Source organism: Streptomyces sp. NPDC050548 (genome assembly GCF_044457385.1).
Lineage (GTDB): Bacteria > Actinomycetota > Actinomycetes > Streptomycetales > Streptomycetaceae > Streptomyces.
This window is the reverse complement of record NZ_JBITGV010000003.1, coordinates 285,616-299,913: the sequence shown is the minus strand read 5'-3', so window position 1 is coordinate 299,913 and position 14,298 is coordinate 285,616. Positions and strand designations below refer to the sequence as shown.

Below are 14,298 nucleotides of genomic sequence, written 5' to 3'. Positions count from 1 at the left end.
GGCATATGTCAGTGGTCGTTGTCCAGGTGCAGCTTCAGCAGGTCCACTCCGTAGTCGCCGCCGTTGGGCGTGCGGATGATGGTGTGGATGTGCTCCTGGGACGGGGTGCCGCCACCCATGCCCATACCGCCGCCGGGAGGGCCACCGCCGTTGGCACTCGGGCTCGCGCTGGCACTGGCGCTCGCGCTCGCGCTCGGGCTGGCCGAGGAGGCCTCGTGGTAGAAGAGCGGGGCCTGGGCGTCGTACTCGATGAGCACGACCGGGCTGTGGATGCGGTAGTAGAAGGCGGAGTCGTCCTTCGTCTCGCCCATCCAGTAAAAGTACGTGTCGTCCAGGTGCTTCTCGACCTCGGTCATCTTGACCTCGGCGTGCCCCTCGTTGATGTAGCCGATGTACACCTGGGCCACGGCCAGCAGCTTCTTCCGCTGCGCGGCGGTGAGTTCGGAGCCGCGCAGGCCCTCGTAGGCGAGCTTGAGGTTGTCCGAGCCGGCGCCGGCCTTCATGTCCTCGTTGCCGTTGCCCTGCGAGGAGACCGCCTTGGCGAGCTGCGCCTTCGTGAGGGAGCGGATCATCGCGAGGCCGGCCGTCGTCTCCGGCCGGAACAGGGTGATCTTCTCGCCCTTGTACGTGGCCGTGGTCGGCTCGGAGCCCATGAAGGTCGGGGTCATCACGACCTGGTCGCCGAGCACGAAGTAGTTGACGGCGACGTGGTGACCCTCGTACTGGAAGCCCCAGGGCTTGGTGGTCGACGGGGTACCCATGAAGGTGAAGAAGTAGTGGCCCTCGGTCAGGGTCTTCTGGTTGCCGCCGTTGGAGTCGCCCAGGAACTGGTTGAGCTTCATGATGTTGCGGGTCTGGGTGAGACCGTCGGCGGAGAGCGCGACGCCGAGCAGCGCGAACCCGAGGTTGCGCTTCTTCTCGGTCAGGTCGCCCATGCGGACGCCCTTGCGGGCGTAGCCGTCGACGTTGCTCCAGGCCGTCCACTCGTCGGCGTCGATGTCGAACGTGCAGGACTTGCGCTCCTTCGCGGAGAGCCCGTCGAGGAACGCCTGCGCCGCCTTGACCAGTCCGTCCGTGGAGACGCCGGTCGAGTGGATGGTGAACAGGTCGTCGACGACCGTGCCGTCGGTGGTGACGCCCTTGACGTCCTTGTACTTGACCTGGGAAACCCCGGGCCCCATGCCACCGCCGCCCCCTCCCCCACCGGCTCCGGGCCCGCCCGAGGGCATACCGCTCGGGGCGCCGGACTGTGCGGCGGAGGACGAACTCGCCGTGTCCGACGAGTCGTTGGAGCATCCGGTCATGGTCGCCATGGCGGCGACGCCTCCGGCGAGCAGCGCCTTGTTCATGAACCAGCGGCGGCTGCGCTCGGATGCGGGGGTGTGGGGTCGGTGTCCATGCATGGGGATCAGAGTCCCCGCCGAACCTGAAGTGTTCTTGTCCGGAACCTGTGAGGAGAACGCTACTCGGTGGCGCCGGGCCCGATGGGGAGCGACGGCGTCCCCCGGCCGACCCGCTGGGCGAACATCATCATCCCGAGGCCGCCGAGAGCCGTCGCCGTGGTGACGGCTGTCAGCACCATTGCGACCGCCGGGTCGACAGGCACCAGCGCGACCACCGCGTGGTACAGGACGACGACGCCGAACAAGATGTATCCGGCACCCCACAGCCGAGGCCTGATCACCTTGCCGACCAACCAGGGAAGCACCCGCAGCGACGTGACGGCCGTGATGCCCACGGCGAGGCAGAAGAAGGCGGCGACGAAAAGCAGCACGTTCAGGGCTATGAGCACTGGCCAATTATCGCACCGGTGGGGCTACTTGGAAACGGGACAACCAGGGCGGCACGTCGACCTCCGCGCGGACGGTCTTCCCCAGCGGCGCCCGGTCCAGCACCTCCCAACGGTCGGCGAGCGTGTCCACGAGCACGAGCCCGCGCCCGGAATCGGCGAGCGCCTCGGGTTGTCGTACGGCCCCGGGTCCCGGCGGACGCGGTCCGCTGCGGGTGTCGGTGACCTCGATCCGGACACTCCCCGTGACGAGGGAGAGCCGCAGTTCGAAGTCCCGTCCCGGTACGCGTCCGTGGGTCACGGCGTTGGCGGCGAGTTCGGCGACGATCACGGCGACGGCGTCGGAGGCGTCGCTGCCGTGCGGGATGCCCCAGGCGTGCAGCTGGTTCAGGGCGAGGTGACGGGCGAGACGGGCACCGCGGGGAGTGGGGCTGAGGCGCTGACTGAACGTGTGTACGGTGACGGTTGGCTGGGTGGTCATGTGCCCAATGTGACGTTCGGGAAGGGCACTTCACCAGGCTCCGGGCCCGTACGCTGCGCGAGCGTACGGGGTCACCCGCTGGACAGTACGCGCTACGTTCCGTGACCATGTGCGCGGGAGGTGGGTGACCATGGTCGAGGGCAGCGGCGAGCCGGAGGCGTCCGACAGCCTGCGGACGTTCGGGGCGATGTTGCAGGCGTTGCGGGAGCATGCGGGGCTTAGTCGGGAGGAGTTCGGACGGCGGATTCAATACTCCAAACACACCGTGGAGTCGGTGGAGTTGGGGAGGCGAATGCCGGACACGTTGTTCGTGGAACGGTCGGAGCCGGTGTTGGGCGACACCGGGGCGGTACGGCGAGGTGCGGAACACCTTGAGCGGCGGCCGGGGTTGGCGTCCTGGTTCCGCAAGTGGGCGCACAAGGAGAAGACCGCAATCACGCTGTACACGTACGAATGCCGGATGATTCCGGGGTTGTTGCAGACCGAAGCGTACGGGCGACAGCTGTTCGCGGATGAACTGCCGCCGCTGGACGACAAGCAGGTCGAAGCCCAGTGGGTGGAAAGGGCGAAGCGGCAACGGCTGCTGCGAGAACGACCAAACACTGCGTTCAGCTTCATCCTCGAAGAGCAGCTGTTCTTACGGCAGACGGGCGGGGTGGCGGTCACTCGGGAGCTCATCGACCACATCCTTGAGGTCGCACGGCTGCGGAACGTCGAGATCCAGATCATGCCGCTGCTGCGCGAGTCACATGCCGGATTGCACGGTGCCGTCCAGTTGCTGGAAACCCCGGAGAACAAGTGGTTCGCCTACACCGAGGCTCCGGAGAGCGGGCAGTTGATCTCCGAAGCGAAAGTGGTCAGCGTGCTCCAACAGCGGTATGCCAGGATGCGTTCACAGGCTCTCACTCCCGAAGACTCCGTGAGCCTGTTGCAGCGGATACGAGGAGCGCTATGAGCAGCAGCGAACTCACCTGGTTCAAGTCGAGCTACAGCAGCAGCGGTTCCGGCGACTGCGTAGAAGTCGCCCTCTCCTGGCACAAGTCGAGCTACAGCAGCAGCGCTTCTGGCGACTGCGTAGAGATCGCCGCCTGCCCCTCCACCATCCACATCCGCGACTCCAAGAACAACCAGAACCCCCAGGGCCCCCAACTCGCCCTCGCCCCCGCCACCTGGACGGAATTCATCCGCACCGTCTGATCAAACGCCGCATATGATCTCCGCACCATGGTCCGGGGGGAGATCACATGCAGCACGTTTCCACGCCACTCGCCAGAACTCTCGGCGCGGCGGCCCTGTTGTCGGCGGCCGTCGCCTGGGGTGCGGCGGCGTTCCAGTACGACCCGCACCACGTGCGCCTGGACATCCTCGTGCCGTTGGCCCTCGCGGGGGCGTTCGTCGTGGGGTGGCTGGTTGCCTGCCGGGCCGCGCCGCTCGTGAAACAGCTGCCGACAACCGGTCCTCCTCCGGAGGCGATACCCGGCAAGTTGGGTACGGTACGGCGGGACTGGGGGCTCGTCGCCACGGCCTACCTCGTCGTCTGGGCACCCTTCGCCGCCGCCAACAGCGCCTACGGCGGCCGGGGTTCGACTCTCGGTGCGGTGTACTGCCTGCTCACCTCCATCGTCGCCGTCATAACGTCCCTGTGTCTTCTCTCCCTGCTGCAGAGCTACCTCGGCCCCATGCAGCGGATGCTCAAGGAGGACGCCGCCAAGGGTGGTGTGCACGCGGTCCGTGTCCGGTTCGGGACCCCGGTGCGGGAGACGTACCGGTATCCGACAGGGCAGGGCGTCGGCAAGATCGCCGCCAGGACCAACTACGGCGTCGAGCTGATCGGTGAGCAGCCGACCGTGCGGCTCCGGGCCATGCGGGCCGGTCACAGCAGCGCCGTCGGCGACAAGCACCTCGCCAACGCCGTGGCCCAACTCGGCGGCCACGGCGGGTGGTTGTGCTGGCCCACCCGGTGGCGGGACATCGCCGGGACCAACAAGGAACGCCTGGTCCCCGCCGCGTTCGTCTCCGACTCAGGTCATGTGGTCTGGGGGCAGACCACGGAGGAGGACTACGCGCCCTTCCTGCGCGACGGTGCCGCGCCGCTGCGGGAGACGGAGCCCGCGCTCGCCGTCGCGCCGCTGCCCCGGCCCACCCGGTACCTCCCGGGCGTGCACGCCTCGCATCTGCGTATCGCGGCGGTCGGCGCCCTCTTCGCGCTGCCGTTTCTGCTCGATGTCGTCCCCGGCTGGGCCGCCCTGCTGCTCGGCGTGGTCTCGGGGGCACTGGGTCTCCTCGCGGGGATGACACTGGACTCGGTACGCATGGACCCGGAACCGTGGACCGTGCGCACGACCTCACACCCGTCGCTCCAGTGAGTACGCCGTCACCCCGGGAATCCTGACCGTCTGCCCACCCTCGCCACGGGCTGCGGCTGCTTGCGCAGGGGGCAGTCGGTGCCGACGCGAGCCGTCAACTCGGCGCGGAGGGCGGCCAGTTCGGCCATGCGAGCGTCGATGAGGCTGATCTTGTCGGCGAACAGGGCGGACAGGGCCGCCGCTTGGTCAGGGGCCTCGGTCAACTGCTCACCCTGCTCGGCGATTTCGGCCAGGGTGAAGCCGAGGGCCTGTGCCGTGCGGACGTATTCGAGCCAGGGCACGGCTTCGGGCGAGTAGTCGCGATACCCGTTCGCCAGCCGCTCGCTCGTCAGGATGCCCACCTGTTCGTAGAACCGGAGGGCATCCTTGCTCAGGCCCACCCGTGTCGCCAACTCCCCAATTCGCATGCCCTCATGATGGCTTGATGGCTTGATGGCTCGATGGCTCGATGGCTTGACCTTGGACCCCACTCCACTGTTTAGCGTCGGCGGCATGACGATCACCCCCTATCTCCGGGTCGTGCGGGCCAGTGCCTGGTACGACCTCGTCGTGACCGCCGGCTTCGCGACCCCGTGGACGTACGCGCTGGTGCACAACGCACTGTCGTCGCTGGGCGCGCTGCCCGAACTCGACCCGATACAGACCCTGTACGCGAATCTGATGGGGTCGGTGGTCGTGGTCTGGGCCGTATTGCGGCTCGTCCGGCCACTTGCTCTGCACGGTCTGCTCGACGGGGTGGCCCGTGTGCTGTTCACCGCCTGGCAGGGGTACGCCCTCGCGCAGGGCGCCCCGCGGTTCCTGTGGCTGTTCCTGGGGGTGGAGGCGTTGTTCGGCGTGCTCCAACTGGCGCCGTGGTGGCGGCGGGGAACGGAGTTGCGGGAGCCGCTGGTGCGATGATGCGGGCATGGCTCAGTCATCGCAGGACTCCTCGGTCACCAAGGACGGCATGACCGCGGCACAGGCCGTCGACCGCATCGAGGCCGCGGCGCCACCCCGCCCGCACGACCGCCGCCTGCACGCGCGCGGCGCCGTCTACGACGCGCGCTTCGTGCCCAGCGGACAGGTCTCCCGGTGGACGACCGCCGCCTGTCTCACCGCCGAGTCCGAGGCGGTCGTACGGTTCTCCAACGGGTCGGGCCGCTACGACGCCGACGACCGGGCGCGCGGCGTACGCGGGATGGCCGTGAAGTTCCTCGACGATGCGCACAAGGGCGTCATGGATCTGGTGGCGGCCACCTTCCGGGTCTTTCCGAGTCACAATCCCGAGGGGTTCATCGACCTCGTCGAGGCGCTGGGCAAGGCCGGTACGGAGGGCGGGCTCGCCGACCGGGCGAAGGGGAAGCTGGCGGCGGCCGGGAAGTTCGCCACCGTGCTGGCCCAACACCCGGAGAGCCGGGGGGCGTTGAAGTCCTTCGCGGGTCAGCAGGCGCCCGCCAGTTTCGCCACCGCCCGCTACGACGGGCTGCACGCCTTCGTGCTGGTGGACGAGGCGGGTGAGCGCAGGCCGTTCCGCTACCGTCTCGTGCCCCAACTCGGCGAAGTGGAACTGGACTCGGCGTACGGCGAGACGCTGCCCCCGGACTTCCTCATCGGCGACCTCGACTCCCGCCTCACGACCGGCCCCCTCTCCTTCACCCTGGTCTTCCAGCTAGCGGACCCGACCGACCCGACCCACGACCCCTCACAGGCCTGGCCCGAACACCGCCCGCTGATCCCGGCCGGGCAGTTGCACGTGACGGCCCGCTCGGCCCGCGAGGACCACTGGCAGCAGCAGGTCTTCGACCCCACCCGCCTCGCCCCCGGCGTGGAACTCTCCGACGACGAGATGGTGACCTTCCGCCGCCACGCCTACTCCGTCTCGGCCGACCGCCGCCTGGCTCCCTGACGTGGGGTGAAGCGGGGCCGCGGCATCATCCGGCCCTGCCCCGCTTCCGCTCCCTGCGCCGCGCCTCCCGCCGCTGCTTGCCCGGCAGGGCACCGGCCAGTTCGCCCACCGACGCGAGGTCGTGGCAGTCGCCGCCGTGATAACCCCGGCACCACCACACCACCCCCGGGCCCCAGCTCTCCCCGTACTCCCAGTCGGCCGTCGTCCCCTCGGGACGCGGATGCGTGCCGAGCTTGTGGAACGGGCACACCGGCCAGGCCTGCCAGAGCAGTTCGACCACGGTCTCCTGCGCCGCGTCCGCGACATGGACGAGAGGATCGGCGTCGGCATCCTCGGGTTCGGACAGACCGTTGCCCTGCGAGGTGCCGTCGGCCAGGGCGACGTAGACCTGCGTGCCAAGGTCCTCGTCCCCGCCCCAGACCATCAGGACCAGCGGCTCCCGGTCGGGGAAGATCGCCGCGAAGTCACGGTTGACGGCGACCAGTGCGGCGCTCAGGCGCGGGAACTCGCCGGGTTCGGCGCGGCGGGAGTCGAAGTCGTTCACCCTGCGATCCTCTCCCGAGCCATCGAGCCGGCAGGAGGCAGGTATCGGCAAAGACCATGTCCCCTGTCTTGCAAGGAACTTGACGAAGTATCACTTTACCAACCCCACAGCTGACCAACAGGATCCTTACCTAAGGTGCCGTGTCCATGACAGACACTTCAGGAGCAGGAACCAACCCGATCGGGCGCCGCACCGTACTGATCGCCACCGGCACCACGGCCGCCGTACTGGCCGTCGGCGCCGCCGCGCCCGAGGCCCCCACAACCGCCGCGACGGGCACAACTCCCGCCGCCGCGGCGGCAGTCTGCACCCTCACGAAGGAGATGACCGAAGGCCCCTACTACCTCGACGGCGCCCTGGTCCGCGCCAACGTGACCGAGGGCAAGGCCGGCATCCCGCTCAAGCTGGCCCTCACCGTCGTGAACGACAGCACCTGCGCCGTGATCCCCAACGCCCTCGTCGAGATCTGGCACTGCGACGCGCTCGGCGAGTACTCCGGCTACGTCGGCAACAACGGCCACAGCGAACCGGACGACGGCACCTTCCTGCGCGGCGGCGTCCTCACGAACTCCGCCGGACTCGCCAACATCACCACGATCTACCCGGGTTGGTACCGGGGCCGCTGCGTGCACATCCACGTCAAGGTGCACACCGGCGTCACCCTCACCTCGAACGGCTCGTTCACCGGCGGCAGCGAACTCCACACGGGCCAGCTGTTCATCGACGAGACGATCACCACCGCCGTCGCCAAGATCTCGCCGTACTCGACCAACACGGTCACCCGCACCACCCTCGCCCAGGACTCGATCTACGACGACGGAGGCGCGGCGTCCGGCCTCATGACCCTTACCGCGCTGGGGAGTTCGACCTCGTCCGGCTACACGGGCACCCTCACCCTCGGCGTCCAGCAGAGCTGAGCCCGAGGGCCCAAGAGCCCAAGAGCCCAAGAGCCCAAGGGGGGTGGCCCGCGGTGCGACACGGGCCACCCCCACCTCATCTCAGGAGGCCGGGCACTCCTTCCACGCCATGTGGTAGATCGTGCTGATGTCGCCGTCCGTCGAGTCCATGGTCATGAAGCTGACCGCGCTGGACGACGAGGTGCCGGCGGCGACCCGCAGCTCCGTGTTGATGTTGAAGTTGCGCTGAACTCCACAGGGTGCCCAGACCAGTTGGGCCCAGTCGGTGCTGTCGGTCGCCTGCCAGTTGTCGTCGTAGGGGCCGCTGAACGGGTGGTTCTTGGCCACGGTGCTCGACGAGCCCTGGAAGTAGTACGAGGCCTTCTGCGCGCCGCTCGCACCGCGCTGGAGCGAGGCGAAGCCGCGGTAGTCCACGCTCGCGATGGCGTAGGTGAAGCCCTGGGGGACGTGGACGACCAGGTTGAGCTGGCAGTTCTTGCGGAACGCCGTGGGGTCGGAGTTGCCGCCGACCTGGGCGAGATACGCGCTGTAGGTCACCGTGAAGGCGGTGTTGTCCTCGGAGACGGCGACCGCCGTCGTGCCCTGCGGGCAGCCCGAACCGTTCACGGTGGCGACGTTGATGACGATCTTGTCCGGCGGCGGGTCGTCGAAGACCGGCGACGACGAGTGCTGCGCGGTCGGCAGCGCGGTGGCGAGCAGTGCGGCGACCGCACCACTCAGGAGGAGCCCACCAGGCATGGTTTCTCCTTGGGTTGGGGGGTGGCTGTGCCCCAGGTCTTCGAAGAATCAATCTTTGAAGAACCAATGAAGTTCCTGTGAAGACCGACGGGGCGCTCGCATCGTAGGAAGCCGCACAGCGAACGGTCAGGGCGAACTCAGGCCATTCACAGTTGCGTCTTTCACACGTCCTCCACAGTGTGTGAACTCTGTGGAAATAAGCAGGCGTTGACCGATCCGTCCCCAGCCCCTTCACAGCCGCACATTAAGGAATCCTTCAGGTACGGCCGTAACTTCGCTGTCCACGAGGTCGGCACTAGGTGACCGGGAGGCGGTTGATCGGAGCGCACGGACCGGCCATCGCCGGTCACCCTGACGGGCTGCCGCCCTTCGGCGGACTCGGACTCGGTCCGCCCCCTCGCCTCGTCCCGGCGACGGGCACGGACCGAGTACGCCAGAGCGGCAGCCCGCACAGCACGATGGGCGACCCGCCGCTACGGGTTCTCCCACGCCGCCGGTTCCGCCGCCAGCGCCCGTACCGGCTCCGGCAGCGCGTCCGCCGCGATGTCCGCGAGCGTGACGCCCTCCAGGATCTTGCGGACGTTGGCCCGCAGCGCGATCCACAGCGGCAGCAGAGGTTCGGCGGAGCCCGTGTAGGCCAGGCCGGTGGGGCGCTCGCCGCGCACCGACACGATCGGGCCGTCCACCGCGCGGATGACGTCCGCGACGGTGATCGCGGTCGCGTCGCGCGCCAGCCGGTAGCCGCCGCCCCCGCCACGCCGGCTGTCGACGATCCCGGCGCGCCGGAGATCGCCGAGAATCCCCTCCAGAAACTTGTGCGGGATGCCCTGCGTGGTGGCGATGGTCTCGGCCTTCAGCGGGCCGTCGTCACCCCGTACGGCGAGCTCCAGTACCGCCCGTACCGCGTAATCCGCCCGTGCCGAGATCCTCATGCGTCCATTGTGGGCCGTTCTGGCGTACAGAATGACCCCGCACGACGGCCTCCCGGGATCACCACGGAAAATGGCTTCGCACGTGCCGCCGACGGTCCGGACCCGAAAGGAGCTTCCAGTGGAGCTGAGCAGGCGTACCTTCAGCACCCTCGCGGGTACGGCCGCGCTCGGACTCGCGCTGGGCGGTGGCAGCGCCGCTTCCCCGGACGCCTACGCCGCGCACGTCGTACCGACCGGCCCGCCCCCCGCCCCGCCGCGCGCGGACGGGCTGCCGCACACGATCGGCTACGACCGCTACTCCCTGCTCGTCGACGGCAGACGCCTGGTCCTGTGGTCGGGCGAGATGCACCCCTTCCGGCTGCCGAGCCCGTCCCTGTGGCGGGACGTCCTGCAGAAGATGCGCGCCTTCGGCTACAACGCGGTCAGCATCTACGTCTCGTGGAACTACCACTCCCCCGCCCAGGGCCGCTACGACTTCACGGGCGTCCGCGACCTCGACCTGTTCCTGCGCACGGCCGCCGAGACCGGCCTCTACGTCATCCTGCGCCCGGGCCCGTACATCAACGCGGAGATCGACGCGGGCGGCTTCCCCGGCTGGCTGACCGCCACCAAGGGCACCGCCAGGACGGCCGATCCGACGTATCTCGCGCACGTCGACGCGTGGCTGACCCAGGTCAACTCCATCGTCGCCAAGCACCTGTTCACCCAGGGCACGGGCACGGTGCTGCTCTACCAGATCGAGAACGAGTACGACGGCCAGGTGACCCACCCGGACGGCGCCGCCTACATGTCCCACCTGTACAAGAAGGTGCGCGCCGACGGCATCGACGTCCCCCTGTTCCACAACGACAAGGGCCGCAACGGCTATTGGACCCCCGGCTCCTTCGACACCGGCGGCGACACGGGCGGTTGGCTGTACGGCTTCGACGGCTATCCGACGCCGACCCAACCGCCGCCGGACTGGGGCCACTTCGGGATCGGCGGGGCGAAGGGCGGGGCGACCGCCAGCCCCAAGACCCCTGGTTTCGTACCGGAGTTCGGGGGCGGCTGGTTCGATCCGTGGGGCGGGTCCTGGTTCGAGGGGAAGGGGTACGCGGAGTCGCGCCGGACGCGTGACGCGGCGTACGAGCGGCGCTTCTACCTCACCAACCTCGCCAACGGACTCACCCTGCACAACGTCTACATGACCTTCGGCGGCACCTCGTGGGGCTGGCTGCCGGCGCCGGTCGTCTACACGTCGTACGACTACGGCGCCGCCTTCGACGAGGGCCGCAACCCGACCCCGAAACTCGTCCCGATGCACCAACTGGGCCATCTGCTGCGGACGGTGCCCGACTTCGCCAAGCTGGACCGGGCGGCGGACGTCACGGTGGCCGGCCTGAAGGCGTACCACCTCACCAACGCCGACACCGGATCCCACGTCTACGTCCTGCGCAACGACACGGCGGCGGAGGTGACTTCGACGCTGTCGACCGCCGACGACGACATCGAGGTCACCGTCCCGGCCCAGGACGCCCGCCTCCTCGTGACGCAACTCGCCCTGGGTGGGCGCAAGTTGAGGTATTCGACCGCCACCCCGATGATGGTCCTCACCGCCGGACGGCAGGACATCGCCGTGTTCGCCGGGAAGCGCGGCGAGATGGCGCACGCCGTGGTGGAGTGCCCGGAGGAGCCGGTGGTGACCCGGCTCGACGCGCAGGCCGCGTGGGTGTGGGACCGCGGCATCCTGCACGTCACCGTCCCGCTCGGCATCGGCGGCCTGACCCGGGTCCTCGTCCAGGGCGGCGGCGTCGACAACTCCCTCCTGCTGGTCTTCGCCGACGAGGCCGGCTCCGTACGCCTGTGGCCCTACGAGACCGGTTCGGGCACCGCGCTGGTCTACGGCCCGGCGCTGCTGCGCGAGGCCACCGTCAGTGGTACGACCGCCCACCTGACCGGCGACACCATCGCGGAGACCGGCCTGGAGGTGTGGGGGCCGCGCGGGATCACCGAGGTCACCTGGAACGGCAAGCCCGTGCCCGCGACCGTCACCAACGCGTTCAGCCTGCGCTCGAACCCTGACGCGCTGCTGCCGGGAGTGCCCGCGGTACCGCTCCCCGTGCTCGACGGCTGGCGGCGGAAGGTGGAGAACCAGGAGGCCGCGGTCGCCTTCGACGACTCCAAGTGGACTGTGGCGAACAGGACTTCGACCTTCAGCACGACGGCCGTCCCGTCCGGACAGCCCGTGCTCTTCGCGGACGACTACGGCTTCCACTACGGCGACGTCTGGTACCGGGGCCGCTTCACCACGGCCGCCGCCGACGCCCTGGAGTCGGTGACCCTCGCCTACAGCACCGGCACGCAGGGGCTGCTGATGGCCTGGCTCGACGGCGAACCGCTCGGCACCCACCGGATGCCGGTGCCGACCACCAGCAGCGTGCGGCAAGGGAGTTGGACCGCCAAGCCGACGCTCGCGGTCCCGGAGAAGCTCCGCACGACCGGTCCGCACGTCCTGTCCGTCCTGGTCCGGCGGATGCAGCACGACCAGGACGGCAAGGCCCTCGACACCCACAAGGTCGCCCGCGGCCTCACCGCCGTGACCTTCAAGGGCGCCTCCCCGAAGGTGAGTTGGCGCCTCCAGGGCGAGACGGCGCCCGACCCGGTGCGCGGCCCGCAGAACAACGGCGGCCTGTACGGCGAACGCGAGGGCTGGCATCTGCCGGACTTCCCGGACTCCGGCTGGGACCCCGTCACCCTCCCCCGCGCCGACAAACGGCAGGGCGTGGCCTGGTACCGGACCACCTTCAAACTCGCCGTGGACACCGGCATCGACGCCTCGATCGGCCTCGTCCTCGACGACGACCCGGCCCGCGCCTACCGCGTCCAGATCTTCCTGAACGGCTGGAACATGGGCCAGTACATCAACGACGTCGGCCCGCAGCACACCTTCGCCCTGCCGAACGGGATCCTCCGCACACGGGGCACCAACACCCTCGCGCTGGCGGTCCTGTCCGACGGCACCACACCGGCGGGCCCGAAGGACGTACGCCTGACCCTGCTGGGCAGCGCGGCCGGAGGAGTACCGGTGACCCCGGTGGCCTCCCCCGGCCGCTAGATTTTTTGAAAGCTACGCCAGCCGGATCACGTTCCAGGACAGCGGCTCCAGTACGGCGGTCAGGGTGCCGCCCTGGAGGGCGGTGCCCTCGACCCGGTGCGGGGCCACGCGCTCGGGGTCGTCGAGGGTGTTGCGGGCGTCCGGGTCGGCGTCCGCGAGGGCGCTGTGCTCGACCACCGACGTCAAGTCGAGCCCGTTCAGGCCGACTTGGAGCGGGAGCGACTCGGTGCGGCTGCGGTTCACGGCGAACACCGTGACCGAACCGTCCTCGCCGCGCACCGCCGTGGCGTGCAGCAGGTCGGCCTCGCCGTACTGCTTCGTCTCGTGGGTCGGGGAGTCGACGCGGACGTCCAGGACCTGGCCCCGGCCGTACTTCGAGGCCTGCGCGAACGGGAAGAACGTCGTCTGCCGCCAGGCCGGGCCGCCGGGCTCGGTCATGATCGGCGCGATCACGTTGACGAGCTGGGCGAGGCAGGCGACGGTGACGCGGTCCGCGTGCCGCAGCAGGGCGATCATGAGCGAGCCGAAGACGACGGCGTCCATGACGCTGTAGTTGTCCTCCAGCAGTCGCGGCGCCTCCGGCCAGTCGGCCGGGTCCGCGTTCTTCGTGTGCTCCTCCCAGTCCGCCGTGTACCAGACGTTCCACTCGTCGAAGGAGAGGTTGATCTTCTTCTTCGACTTCAGGCGGGCGCCCACGTGGTCGGCGGTGGCGACCACGTTCTCGATGAAGGACTCCATGTCGACGGCGGAGGCGATGAAGGAGTCGAGGTCACCGTCGAGCGGCTGGTAGTAGGCGTGCAGCGAGATGTAGTCGACCAGGTCGTACGTCTCCTGGAGGACCGTCGACTCCCAGGCGGCGAAGGTCGGCATCGCCTGGGAGGAGGAGCCGCACGCGACGAGTTCGACACCGGAGTCGATCTGGCGCATCGCGCGGGCCGTCTCGGCGGCGATCCTGCCGTACTCCTCGGCGGTCTTGTGGCCGGTCTGCCAGGGGCCGTCCATCTCGTTGCCGAGGCACCAGACCTTGATGCCGAAGGGCTCCTTGTCGCCGTCGGCGACGCGCTGCTCGGAGAGGGCGGTGCCGGAGGGGTGGTTGGCGTACTCCTGGAGTTGCAGGGCCTCGGCGACGCCCCGGGTGCCGAGGTTGATGGCCATCATCGGCTCCGCCTGGGGGCCGATCTTCTTGAGGAACGCGATGTACTCGGAGAGGCCGAAGCGGTTCGTCTCCGTGGAGCGCCAGGCGAGGTCGAGGCGGCGGGGGCGGGATTCGGCGGGGCCGACCGAGTCCTCCCAGCGGTAGCCGGAGACGAAGTTGCCGCCGGGGTAGCGGATGGCGGTCACGCCGAGTTCGCGGACCAGGTCGAGGACGTCCCGGCGGATGCCGTCCGCGTCCGCGGTGGGGTGGTCCGGTTCGAAGATGCCGGTGTAGACGCAGCGGCCGAGGTGTTCCACGAAGGAGCCGAAGAGGCGGGGGTTGACTTCGCCGACGGTGAAGGCGGGGTCGAGGGTGAAGCGGGCGGTGCGCGTGCTCATGGGGTCCTTTCGAAGGGGT

The 14,298-nt window shown here is 69.2% G+C and carries 15 protein-coding genes; 7 read left to right on the top strand and 8 right to left on the bottom strand.

Annotation, left to right across the window (positions count from 1 at the left end; all coding sequences use genetic code 11):
* Positions 1–8: 8 nt before the first annotated feature.
* From ACIBJH_RS11480 to ACIBJH_RS11470, 3 genes are read right to left on the bottom strand one after another with little or no spacing between them, the layout of a single operon-like run.
* Positions 9–1,403: a DUF3500 domain-containing protein gene (locus tag ACIBJH_RS11480; RefSeq protein ID WP_399116625.1), complete on the bottom strand. Its 1,395-nt coding sequence runs from the start codon at positions 1,401–1,403 to the stop codon at positions 9–11.
* A gap of 59 nt (positions 1,404–1,462) precedes the next feature.
* Complete coding sequence (locus ACIBJH_RS11475) at positions 1,463–1,792, bottom strand: hypothetical protein (protein WP_399116624.1); 330 nt, start codon at positions 1,790–1,792, stop codon at positions 1,463–1,465.
* 7 nt (positions 1,793–1,799) lie between these two features.
* A complete protein-coding gene (locus ACIBJH_RS11470; protein ID WP_399116623.1) occupies positions 1,800–2,270 on the bottom strand; it encodes an ATP-binding protein in 471 nt (156 codons plus the stop codon).
* A 130-nt stretch (positions 2,271–2,400) separates the two neighbouring features.
* Between ACIBJH_RS11470 and ACIBJH_RS11465 the strand changes: the two genes are divergently transcribed.
* Genes ACIBJH_RS11465 through ACIBJH_RS11455 form a run of 3 tightly spaced genes read left to right on the top strand, consistent with a single transcriptional unit; the run spans position 2,401 to position 4,636 of the window.
* On the top strand, positions 2,401–3,225 hold the full coding sequence (locus ACIBJH_RS11465; RefSeq protein WP_399116622.1) for a helix-turn-helix domain-containing protein: 825 nt from the start codon (positions 2,401–2,403) through the stop codon (positions 3,223–3,225).
* Complete coding sequence (locus tag ACIBJH_RS11460; RefSeq protein WP_399116621.1) at positions 3,222–3,467, top strand: DUF397 domain-containing protein; 246 nt, start codon at positions 3,222–3,224, stop codon at positions 3,465–3,467. The genes ACIBJH_RS11465 and ACIBJH_RS11460 overlap by 4 nt, the downstream gene beginning before the upstream one ends.
* A 47-nt stretch (positions 3,468–3,514) precedes the next feature.
* Positions 3,515–4,636 (top strand): hypothetical protein, encoded by a 1,122-nt coding sequence (locus ACIBJH_RS11455; protein WP_399116620.1) that lies wholly within the window; start codon positions 3,515–3,517, stop codon positions 4,634–4,636.
* Between the two features lie 8 nt (positions 4,637–4,644).
* On the opposite strand, the gene ACIBJH_RS11450 is transcribed toward ACIBJH_RS11455, so the two are convergent.
* On the bottom strand, positions 4,645–5,043 hold the full coding sequence (locus tag ACIBJH_RS11450; RefSeq protein WP_399116619.1) for a MerR family transcriptional regulator: 399 nt from the start codon (positions 5,041–5,043) through the stop codon (positions 4,645–4,647).
* An 85-nt stretch (positions 5,044–5,128) separates the two neighbouring features.
* Here ACIBJH_RS11450 and ACIBJH_RS11445 point away from each other — a divergent pair, with 85 nt between their 5' ends.
* Both ACIBJH_RS11445 and ACIBJH_RS11440 read left to right on the top strand, forming a co-directional pair.
* Positions 5,129–5,533, top strand: coding sequence for a hypothetical protein (locus ACIBJH_RS11445; RefSeq protein ID WP_399116618.1), 405 nt, complete (start codon positions 5,129–5,131; stop codon positions 5,531–5,533).
* A 7-nt stretch (positions 5,534–5,540) separates the two neighbouring features.
* Positions 5,541–6,521, top strand: a complete 981-nt coding sequence (locus ACIBJH_RS11440) for a catalase (protein WP_399116617.1) — start codon at positions 5,541–5,543, stop codon at positions 6,519–6,521.
* Positions 6,522–6,546: 25 nt separating this feature from the next.
* Here ACIBJH_RS11440 and ACIBJH_RS11435 read toward each other — a convergent pair whose 3' ends face one another.
* Positions 6,547–7,065, bottom strand: a complete 519-nt coding sequence (locus ACIBJH_RS11435) for a hypothetical protein (protein ID WP_399116616.1) — start codon at positions 7,063–7,065, stop codon at positions 6,547–6,549.
* 146 nt (positions 7,066–7,211) lie between these two features.
* Between ACIBJH_RS11435 and ACIBJH_RS11430 the strand changes: the two genes are divergently transcribed.
* Complete coding sequence (locus ACIBJH_RS11430) at positions 7,212–7,982, top strand: intradiol ring-cleavage dioxygenase (protein ID WP_399116615.1); 771 nt, start codon at positions 7,212–7,214, stop codon at positions 7,980–7,982.
* Positions 7,983–8,063: 81 nt separating this feature from the next.
* Here the strand turns inward: ACIBJH_RS11430 and ACIBJH_RS11425 are convergent, their stop codons facing one another.
* Both ACIBJH_RS11425 and ACIBJH_RS11420 read right to left on the bottom strand, forming a co-directional pair.
* Entirely contained in the window at positions 8,064–8,720 is a 657-nt protein-coding gene (locus ACIBJH_RS11425; protein ID WP_399116614.1) for a DUF4360 domain-containing protein, read from the bottom strand.
* A 473-nt stretch (positions 8,721–9,193) separates the two neighbouring features.
* Positions 9,194–9,652, bottom strand: a complete 459-nt coding sequence (locus ACIBJH_RS11420) for an Rrf2 family transcriptional regulator (RefSeq protein ID WP_019067053.1) — start codon at positions 9,650–9,652, stop codon at positions 9,194–9,196.
* 118 nt (positions 9,653–9,770) lie between these two features.
* Between ACIBJH_RS11420 and ACIBJH_RS11415 the strand changes: the two genes are divergently transcribed.
* A complete protein-coding gene (locus tag ACIBJH_RS11415; RefSeq protein WP_399116613.1) occupies positions 9,771–12,746 on the top strand; it encodes a beta-galactosidase in 2,976 nt (991 codons plus the stop codon).
* A 12-nt stretch (positions 12,747–12,758) separates the two neighbouring features.
* Here ACIBJH_RS11415 and ACIBJH_RS11410 read toward each other — a convergent pair whose 3' ends face one another.
* A complete protein-coding gene (locus ACIBJH_RS11410) occupies positions 12,759–14,279 on the bottom strand; it encodes an alpha-N-arabinofuranosidase (RefSeq protein WP_399116612.1) in 1,521 nt (506 codons plus the stop codon).
* Positions 14,280–14,298: the final 19 nt, after the last annotated feature.

What these genes read in the sequence shown, in the direction of transcription:
- ACIBJH_RS11480 (WP_399116625.1), bottom strand. Translation starts at nt 1,403, where the DNA reads ATGCATGGACACCGACCCCACACCCCCGCATCCGAGCGCAGCCGCCGC.
- ACIBJH_RS11470 (WP_399116623.1), bottom strand. Translation starts at nt 2,270, where the DNA reads ATGACCACCCAGCCAACCGTCACCGTACACACGTTCAGTCAGCGCCTC.
- ACIBJH_RS11465 (WP_399116622.1), top strand. Translation starts at nt 2,401, where the DNA reads ATGGTCGAGGGCAGCGGCGAGCCGGAGGCGTCCGACAGCCTGCGGACG.
- ACIBJH_RS11460 (WP_399116621.1), top strand. Translation starts at nt 3,222, where the DNA reads ATGAGCAGCAGCGAACTCACCTGGTTCAAGTCGAGCTACAGCAGCAGC.
- ACIBJH_RS11455 (WP_399116620.1), top strand. Translation starts at nt 3,515, where the DNA reads ATGCAGCACGTTTCCACGCCACTCGCCAGAACTCTCGGCGCGGCGGCC.
- ACIBJH_RS11450 (WP_399116619.1), bottom strand. Translation starts at nt 5,043, where the DNA reads ATGCGAATTGGGGAGTTGGCGACACGGGTGGGCCTGAGCAAGGATGCC.
- ACIBJH_RS11445 (WP_399116618.1), top strand. Translation starts at nt 5,129, where the DNA reads ATGACGATCACCCCCTATCTCCGGGTCGTGCGGGCCAGTGCCTGGTAC.
- ACIBJH_RS11440 (WP_399116617.1), top strand. Translation starts at nt 5,541, where the DNA reads ATGGCTCAGTCATCGCAGGACTCCTCGGTCACCAAGGACGGCATGACC.
- ACIBJH_RS11430 (WP_399116615.1), top strand. Translation starts at nt 7,212, where the DNA reads ATGACAGACACTTCAGGAGCAGGAACCAACCCGATCGGGCGCCGCACC.
- ACIBJH_RS11425 (WP_399116614.1), bottom strand. Translation starts at nt 8,720, where the DNA reads ATGCCTGGTGGGCTCCTCCTGAGTGGTGCGGTCGCCGCACTGCTCGCC.
- ACIBJH_RS11420 (WP_019067053.1), bottom strand. Translation starts at nt 9,652, where the DNA reads ATGAGGATCTCGGCACGGGCGGATTACGCGGTACGGGCGGTACTGGAG.
- ACIBJH_RS11410 (WP_399116612.1), bottom strand. Translation starts at nt 14,279, where the DNA reads ATGAGCACGCGCACCGCCCGCTTCACCCTCGACCCCGCCTTCACCGTC.